This window comes from Streptomyces sp. NPDC006283, from assembly GCF_040613325.1.
Taxonomy (GTDB): Bacteria; Actinomycetota; Actinomycetes; order Streptomycetales; family Streptomycetaceae; genus Streptomyces.
This window is the reverse complement of record NZ_JBEXRZ010000288.1, coordinates 1-7653: the sequence shown is the minus strand read 5'-3', so window position 1 is coordinate 7653 and position 7653 is coordinate 1. Positions and strand designations below refer to the sequence as shown.

The window sequence follows — 7653 nt, the reverse complement described above, 5'->3', positions numbered from 1 at the left end:
CTGTGCCAAAGGCACGCCGGGGCGTCCGGCCGCCGTGCTGGGTCGCTCGCGGATGCGGCTGTGCGCCCTCGTTGATGTCAGTCGTAGATGTCAGGACCGGAAGAGCTGAGGGTGCGGACAGAGCTCCAGCGGGTCGTCCGGACGGTCCGCCCACCTCCACCAGACGTGTCGAGCGGGGCACCGCCACAGCGTGGGGCAGGTTCGCGCGCCATCGTCCTCCCGGCCGGACAGGACCAGGCCGCCGGCCTTCATCGTCTGGGCGCACTCGGGGCACGGGTGCGGAGTTGTTGACACTGGGCACAACTTACCTTCGCCCGGACGGGCCATGAGCTTGGGAATCACCGCGCTTCGACGGCCCGATCTAGCCTCTGACCTGCGCAACCTGGTGCTGGATCCATACCTGGATGCCTGGATCGACGCCCGCCGTTGACTCCCCGCCCCATCGGGCACGGCTCGGGCACGCCACACGTCGCAGCCCTGCCTGACAGACGCGCAAGCCCCCTGTGCCGATCCAACACGCCTTCCAACTGTGGTGGTGTTTCGCTGGGCCGCGTACAGGGCCGTTAACCTGCGTTCATGGGCGGCATTCGCTGGAGCGGTTACGGGCTTCGACCTCGTCTGAACAGCCGTGAACGGCGCTGAATGAGACGGACACAGAGACGGACGGCGTTCCGGGCGGGCAGTTCGGCATCGCACATCGGCATCCAGTCAGGCCCCGGCGCTGGGTCGGCTCACCAGGTTTTCGCGGCGGCCAGCAGGTGCTCGCGGACGAGTGTCACGTGTGGGTTGGTGGAGCTGCCCGGGCGCTGGACGAGGTAGGAGGTGTTGATCGGCGGGTCCTCCGGCTGGTGCAGCAGACGGAGGACGCCGGAGGTGAGTTCGGTGCGGCACAGATAGCTGGGCAGGACGCTCCAGCCGGCGCCGACGGTGACGGCGGTGAGGACGCTGCGCAGGTCGGGGACTGTGATGGCGGCCTGGGCGTGTAGGCGGCGGTCGAAGACGTGGCGCCAGTAGCGGCGGGCGATGGGCAGATCCTCGGCGTAGGCGATCAGCGGAAGGCTCTCCAGGGCAGTGGGCAGCTCCTGCCCCTTGAGCTGTTCTGTCCATACAGGTGCGGCGACCAGGACGAACTCCTCGTCGCCGAGGAGTTCGGCGTGCAGCTTCCGGCCACGGGGCCGCCGGGTGGCGACGACGAGGTCGTGGCGCCCGGCCCGCAGTTCTTCGAGAAGCGATTCGGTCAGCCCTGTGGCCATCCGAAGCCGGACGCCCTGCGCGACCAGCTGGGCCAGCACCGTGAGGCCGAGAGTGCCCAGGAACTCCGCGGGTCCCGCCAAATGGACCGGCCCCACGGTGCTGCTCGGTTCCTCGCCGGTGACGACGGCCAACTGGTCGAGGGGCGCCGACAGTCGGGCGGCGAGTTCGTCCGCATGGGGCAGCGGAGTGACGCCTTGCGCCCGGCGTTCGAACAGCTCGCGGCCCAGGCGCCTCTCCAGTGCCCGGATGTGCGTGGTGACGGTGGACTGCGACAGGCTCAGCTGACGCGCCGCGGCGGTGAAGGAGCCCAGGCGGTGCACCGCGAGGAAGGTGCGCAGCAGATTCAGGTCCAGCGGACCGGACCAATGAATGTCGTGATCGCTCACGGCTTCGAGCCTACGAGGTAGGCATGCCGGCCGGGTGCCGTACGTCCCCGGACCAGGCATCGGTTCTTCGATACCCGGTATCGGGCTCTTCATTGGCGCCGATACATCAACAGCTTTAGCTTCGAAACCACGGGCCGCCCAGGAGACGAGGGAAAGTGAGACAGAAAAAGATTCTTGCGGTCGTGACCAATCAGGCCACCTACGGGGCGAGCAAGCACCAGACCGGACTGTGGCTGGCCGAGCTCGTCCATTTCTACGACAAGGCGGTGAAGGCCGGTCACACGGTGGACGTGGTGAGCCCGGCGGGCGGAGTAGTGCCGCTCGACCCCCGTAGCCTCGGTCGCTTGTTCGTTGACCGGACGGTTCGCGGTTATCTCGACGACCCGGCCTTCATGGACGCCCTGAAAGCGACCCCTTCCGTTGCCAGCACAGATCCGGACGACTACTCCACGATCTTCTTCACGGGTGGTCACGGCACCATGTGGGACTTCCCCGACAGCACCGACCTGCAGCGAATGGCCCAGGCCATCTACGCCGACGGCGGCATCGTCTCCTCGGTATGCCACGGCGCCTGCGCCCTCATCAACCTCCGCGACACTGACGGAAACCCCCTGGTAAGAAACCGCACCGTCACCGGCTTCGCGACGGTCGAGGAACGACTGGCCGGTGTGAAGAGCAGGGTGCCGTTCCTCCTGGAGGACGAACTGCGCGCGAAGGGCGCCAAGTATGTGCGCTCCACCATCCCGATGACGCCGCACGCCATGCGCGACGGCCGCCTGATCACGGGACAGAACCCGGTGTCCACCAAGGCTGTCAGCGACCTGATCCTCGCTGCCTTGGCCGGCACCGAATGACGACCCAGCTAACCCCGACTCGAGGAGACTGCACCATGTCGAAGATTCTTTTCGTGATGACCGGCGCCGACCACTGGACGCTGGCGGACGGCAGCAAGCATCCGACCGGCTTCTGGGCCGAGGAGCTCGTTGCCCCTTACGAGGCGTTCACGGCCGCCGGCCACGAGATCGTCGTGGCCACGCCGGGCGGCGTCGTGCCGCCCCTGGACCAGGGCAGCCTGGCGCCGCAGTTCAACGGCGGCGAGGAGGGCGCGAAGAAGATCGCGGATACCATCGCCTCGATCAGCGAGATAGAGCACCCCATCAGGCTGCAGGACGTCGACCTCGACGAGTACGCCGCGGTCTTCTACCCCGGTGGCCACGGCCCGATGGAGGACCTGGCCGTCGACGCCACCTCCGGCAAGCTCCTCGTCAACGCGCTCGCCTCGGGTAAGCCGCTCGGTGTGGTCTGCCACGCCCCGGCCGCGTTGCTGGCCGCCACCCGGTCCGACGGCGGCAATGCCTTCTCCGGCTACCGGCTGACCGGCTTCAGCAACGCCGAGGAGATCCAGAGCGGTCTGGCGGCAGGCGCCAAGTGGCTGCTCCAGGACCGCTTGATCGAGATCGGCGCGGATTACCAGGAGGGCGAGCCGTGGGCCCCGAACCTGGTCGTCGACCGCAACCTGGTCACCGGTCAGAACCCCGCCTCCGCCGGACCCGCCGCAGCCGAAATGCTCAAGAAGCTGGCCTGACCCACGGCTTCGGGATGACCATCCCCGGCGCGTCCGACTTAGGGCACGCAGAGGGCAGGGCCCCGACAGCCCCAAATTGGACTAGACAACAAACAAACCCCAGGCCGCTGACCTGGGGTTTCTCTCTGGAGCTGGTGACGGGGATCGAACCCGAGCTCTGAGCTTGGGAATCACCGCGCTTCCGGCGGCTGTTGGCAGCCTGAACAGCGGCGACGGGTACCAGGGCGAAACCATGGGCTCTTCCTGGCACCCGCTGTTGACCGCGGTTTACCGACCTGTCGGGCACGGATCGGGCACGATGCTGAACACCGCTTTAGAAGCGAGGTGGGGCGAGTTGGGGCCTGACCTGCGGCATGCCGACTTCGACAGACGCGGGCTGCGCGCACTGTCCGCTACCGCAGTTCCCCGTGACTCCCCGCACGTTCTGGCGCGGTTGTGGCACGGGGAACATCTGATCCGTAGCTCTGGCAGGATCGGTCAGCGGGGTCATACCGGCCGCTGGGTGGGCCCGGAGGGACGCTACCGTGCGGGGGTGGCTACTAGGGTTGCGGTACCCGACTGCTGTACCGCATGCGATCCAAACGGGGTGACCATGGAACGGCATGCGCTGGAATCGCTGTTGATCGGTGATGACGAGGCGTCCGTGATAGCTCTGGCTGCCCTCCGCAGCGGCGCCCCCTACTCGGTGGAGGAGCGGGTACAACCCACTGGTGCGCATGCCGGAGTCTTCAGTCGCCGACTTCAGCGCATGCGGATGCGCGGATACGAACCTCCTGGCCTGGAGCGAGCAGTGCAGCTCATCAGGGAATATGGACGGCCTGTGCGCTCAGCGCTGATCGATCCTGGCAATCGGACACGGTTCACCCTGCTCTTCCTCACCGAGGACGGCAGCGCACTCGTGGTCGGCGTTAGCTGGCCGCGGCCGCTGGTTGTCAGGAAGCCACCGCTTTAGGAGTTCGATCAGCCTGCGGCGCGGCCCTTCAAGACAGGGTTCGGTGGCGGCTCCTCGCTCCGCCTGCGACCTCTTCCGTCCGCCATCGTTCACCGTCGTTGATGTCAGACGGTGAGGTCGCTTCGCGGAGCGTCGACGTGCCGCCAATCGCTTCAGTCTGCGGCAGCGTTGCCCTCCTGCACGCTGCTGCGCTCGCACGAGGGCAACTGTCTGCGGATCACTGACCAGGTCGTAGTCATGCATCAGAAGCGCGTCGTCGTCCTCGGCGAGGAGGCACCGCAACGTGTCGATGTGGCGTTCAGGACTGACGAGCAGTCGTTTCGATTCCAGCCAAGCGGCCTGGCAATCGTTGTCTTGCAGCACGGGGACACCGTAGCCAGCGAGGGCAGCACAGTCATGCCTATTCCCTGTCTAAATCACGAGTTTGGAAGACGCCGTATGCGGATGGCCGCTGAGCTGCGGCGCTGCTGACCTGCCGCTGAGCTGGTGTCTCACTCTGGTTCCCCGTGGTTCCCCGATCCTCTCCGTCTGATCGGGCACGGATGGGGCACGGGGCGGACCTGTTGTAGGCATCGCCACATGAGGTAATTGGCCCTATGGGCTACTTCATGTACGACGTCATGGGCGGGACGGTTGATGAACCCGACTCGGAGACCATGCGGCGGGTCTTGGATGGTCTGGCTGGCGCGGACGACGAGCATCCGGATGTGTCGTTGTCCCATGAATCTGGCTGGTCTCTCAGCGCGCTTGCCAGTGGCCTGCTGCTCCGGGAGAACGCCGAGGACGACTCAGTGCCCCTCGGCCAGCTACGCGCGGTCGGCCGCGAGGAGGTCTTGCGACTGTTTGGGCTCCTCGCCAGCGGCGACACTGCAGCAATCGAGACGCTGCCCTGGGAGCGGTGATGGGCTACACCCCGACACGCGCCTACGAGGTCGGTGGAGCGGCTTTGGGCGGGAGCTGCCATGGGGCGAGAGATCGGGGCCCCTACGCTGGTCAGCGAAATCGGGCAGTCTGTGGACCTGCCCGTTAAGGCCCGATGTGGGCCCCGATCTTCGAGGCTCGCCCCATGGTGGCTGCCTAATCCGTAGTTAGGGACGTTCCGGGGCAGCGGTTGCTTCTCGGGATGTTCGAGTGCCGGATCGTGACGTCTAGTGGCTGCCGGGTGGCGAACGCCTCGCTTTAGACAGTGCGCACGGTCCTGGTGCTCATGGTGGTGGCGGTCGCGTGGGTGCCGGACGGATGCCTTCCGCAAACCGGGCTTGCAATGCCTAGTGCCAGATCGAGCAACCTCCGGCGCCTTCCTGACCGCCATCACCATAGGCGGGTGTTGCCGCTGTCCGGCGCTGGACCGATGCCTTCGATCATCCGGGCCTTGATGCCTCAGGTCAGAGCGGCAGCGTCCAGAGCCCTCTGTGTCAACACCCGCCGGTTCCTCACTCGTTGGTGTTGGTGATGCGAGCCCACCGCACGGTGACCTCTCGATACGCCCGAGCCGCATGAGCTCCCGCGCAGACCGGGGCCCGTGGGGTGCGCTGGTGCCACGAACGACTCTTAATAGGTTTAGTCAAGCCGCCTGAGTCTCTCCGGCTGACTTCTCGCGGGGGTTGTACTCGCGCTCATAGAGTCTGCCGTCCCGGAGCATCGCCCACAGGATGGAGACTCGTTGGCGGGCGACGGCGATGACGGCCTTCTTGTGGCGGCCCTTGTCGTGCGTGTAGCCCTTGTACTTTCGTAAATACATCTCCTTCTCCCACGTCCCCGCAGTCAGGCACGCGGACTGGCTTGACATGAAGAATGCCCGTTGCAGGGGGCGACTGTACTGGGTGGGGCGCCGGCGGTTCCCCGTATTTGCTCCAGAGTCCCTGGAGACAGGGGCCATTCCTGATGCGACAGCGAGCCGCCCAGCACTCGGGAACCGGGAAATATCACCGATCGCCGCGAGAAGTTCCGCTGCGAGGAGCTCGCCGAATCCGGGCATGGAAAGGACGATCGGCGCCTGAGGGTGCTGGGAGAGGAGCTCCCTGATGTTGCTTTCCAGTTCCTTCAGGCGGGTGTTCATCCGCGTGATCTTCTGGGCGAGTTCGGCTACCAGCTCGGCCGCCAGATCCTCTCCGGTGGCCGCCGAGTCCTGCGCCTTGGCAGCTGTCACCGCCTTCTCCGCGATGGCTGCTGCCTTCCTCACGCCGCGCTTGGCGAGCCAGGCCGTTAGCCTGCTCTCACCCATCCGTCGGATGGCTGCTGGTGTCTGGTATCCGGAAAGCAGGACCAGCGGACCGTCGGAGCGCGCGAACTCGAATGACCGCTCCAGCTCTGGGAAGATGCTGGTGAGCAGGGCTCTCATACGGTTGATGGTCCTGGTGCGTTCGGCTGAGAGGCCGTTGCGGTGGGCCAGGATCAGCGTGAGTTCTTTGGTGATCCTGCGAGGTGCCGGCACAGGGACTGTCTGCCGCCGGAGACAGCGAGCGAACTCCGCGATGATGTAGGAGTCCTTCAAGTCGGACTTGCCCTGGCCGCTGAAGCTCACCTTGAACGCAGCGAACTTCGAACCGGTGACGTACCGAGGATTCTGGCCATGGTTGGCCAGGGTCCCCAGCAGCAAGGCTGCTGGCCCGTCAACGAGGTCGAGAGCCCAGGTCACTTGGTCCGCCGCATCCATGACCTCACCGAGTGCGGTCAGGATGTCGGATTCGGAATTGACCACCTTGCGGTTCCACAGCGGGTCGCCGTCGGCGTCGACCACGGTGATCCAGTGATGCCCTTTCCCTACGTCGATCCCAGCCCATACCTGTGGCGGCCGTTGTGTCATCTCGCCTCTCCAGGTCGCACACGAACAAAAGTGCCGGGCCACCCTTGAAGCAAGTCCGTACGAGCGATCAGATCGCAGCTCTTAATCAGTTATGGAGGGTGACCGGAAGGTTGGCCGACGGAGTCGTTCGGAGCCCCCTGATGGGCAGGCTAGTGAGAGTCGCATCCAGCCTTCCCGGCTATACGTGCAACGATTATCAGACAGCAGGGACACCCACCGGAAAGTCCGTACGAGCGATCGAGTCGCCACTCTTAATCAGCAGTCATGGGGCGCCCCGGAAGGCCGGCCGACGGAGTCGTGGAGAGCCCTTTGATGGGCAGGCTGCTACGAGTCGCATCCGGCCTTCCTGGCTGGACGCGGAGTGTACAGCCCGACCGGGTGCCCACCTGCACGCCCGTACTGTAGCGATCCTGATCGCAGCTCTTAATTAGCAGCGAGGGCGAGCCGCGGCACCGGTGTCCCGAGGCTGCCACTCATGCCCGATCGAGCCTGCTTGAAGGGTACGGGCTAGTGAGGTGGCGGCCCAGCCGCGATGCGGTTGAGGCCTGGGATTAGGTGTGCTCGCTCTAGCCGCGCGGCCGGCGGAGCCGGGGCCCGGAGCGGGGCGGAGACAGGAGCGTCGGGGCCCGGCGCTGGTGGCCGGGGCCGCGCGCGGCGAGCGGAGCGAGCC

Annotated in this window: 6 protein-coding genes; 3 read left to right on the top strand and 3 right to left on the bottom strand. The window is 66.1% G+C overall.

Annotation, left to right across the window (positions count from 1 at the left end; translation table 11 throughout):
- Positions 1-731: 731 nt before the first annotated feature.
- Complete coding sequence (locus ABZ070_RS33805) at positions 732-1640, bottom strand: LysR family transcriptional regulator (RefSeq protein WP_356639597.1); 909 nt, start codon at positions 1638-1640, stop codon at positions 732-734.
- 182 nt (positions 1641-1822) lie between these two features.
- Here ABZ070_RS33805 and ABZ070_RS33800 point away from each other — a divergent pair, with 182 nt between their 5' ends.
- Together ABZ070_RS33800 and ABZ070_RS33795 are read left to right on the top strand one after the other, a co-directional pair.
- The gene (locus ABZ070_RS33800) at positions 1823-2494 is read left to right on the top strand and encodes a type 1 glutamine amidotransferase domain-containing protein (protein ID WP_356639595.1); all 672 of its coding nucleotides are present in this window, start codon (positions 1823-1825) and stop codon (positions 2492-2494) included.
- Positions 2495-2529: 35 nt separating this feature from the next.
- The gene (locus tag ABZ070_RS33795) at positions 2530-3225 is read left to right on the top strand and encodes a type 1 glutamine amidotransferase domain-containing protein (protein ID WP_356639593.1); all 696 of its coding nucleotides are present in this window, start codon (positions 2530-2532) and stop codon (positions 3223-3225) included.
- Positions 3226-4051: 826 nt separating this feature from the next.
- On the opposite strand, the gene ABZ070_RS33790 is transcribed toward ABZ070_RS33795, so the two are convergent.
- Entirely contained in the window at positions 4052-4540 is a 489-nt protein-coding gene (locus ABZ070_RS33790; RefSeq protein WP_356639592.1) for a hypothetical protein, read from the bottom strand.
- Between the two features lie 233 nt (positions 4541-4773).
- On the opposite strand from ABZ070_RS33790, the gene ABZ070_RS33785 reads away from it, so the two are divergent.
- Positions 4774-5079 carry a hypothetical protein gene (locus ABZ070_RS33785; RefSeq protein WP_356639590.1) on the top strand — a complete coding sequence of 102 codons (306 nt, stop codon included), beginning with the start codon at positions 4774-4776 and terminating at the stop codon, positions 5077-5079.
- A gap of 662 nt (positions 5080-5741) precedes the next feature.
- On the opposite strand, the gene ABZ070_RS33780 is transcribed toward ABZ070_RS33785, so the two are convergent.
- The gene (locus tag ABZ070_RS33780; protein ID WP_356639588.1) at positions 5742-6983 is read right to left on the bottom strand and encodes an IS110 family transposase; all 1242 of its coding nucleotides are present in this window, start codon (positions 6981-6983) and stop codon (positions 5742-5744) included.
- Positions 6984-7653: the final 670 nt, after the last annotated feature.

Excerpts from the sequence above, each read along its gene's own strand:
- ABZ070_RS33795 (WP_356639593.1), top strand. The coding sequence starts at position 2,530 with ATGTCGAAGATTCTTTTCGTGATGACCGGCGCCGACCACTGGACGCTG.
- ABZ070_RS33780 (WP_356639588.1), bottom strand. The coding sequence starts at position 6,983 with ATGACACAACGGCCGCCACAGGTATGGGCTGGGATCGACGTAGGGAAA.
- ABZ070_RS33785 (WP_356639590.1), top strand. The coding sequence starts at position 4,774 with ATGGGCTACTTCATGTACGACGTCATGGGCGGGACGGTTGATGAACCC.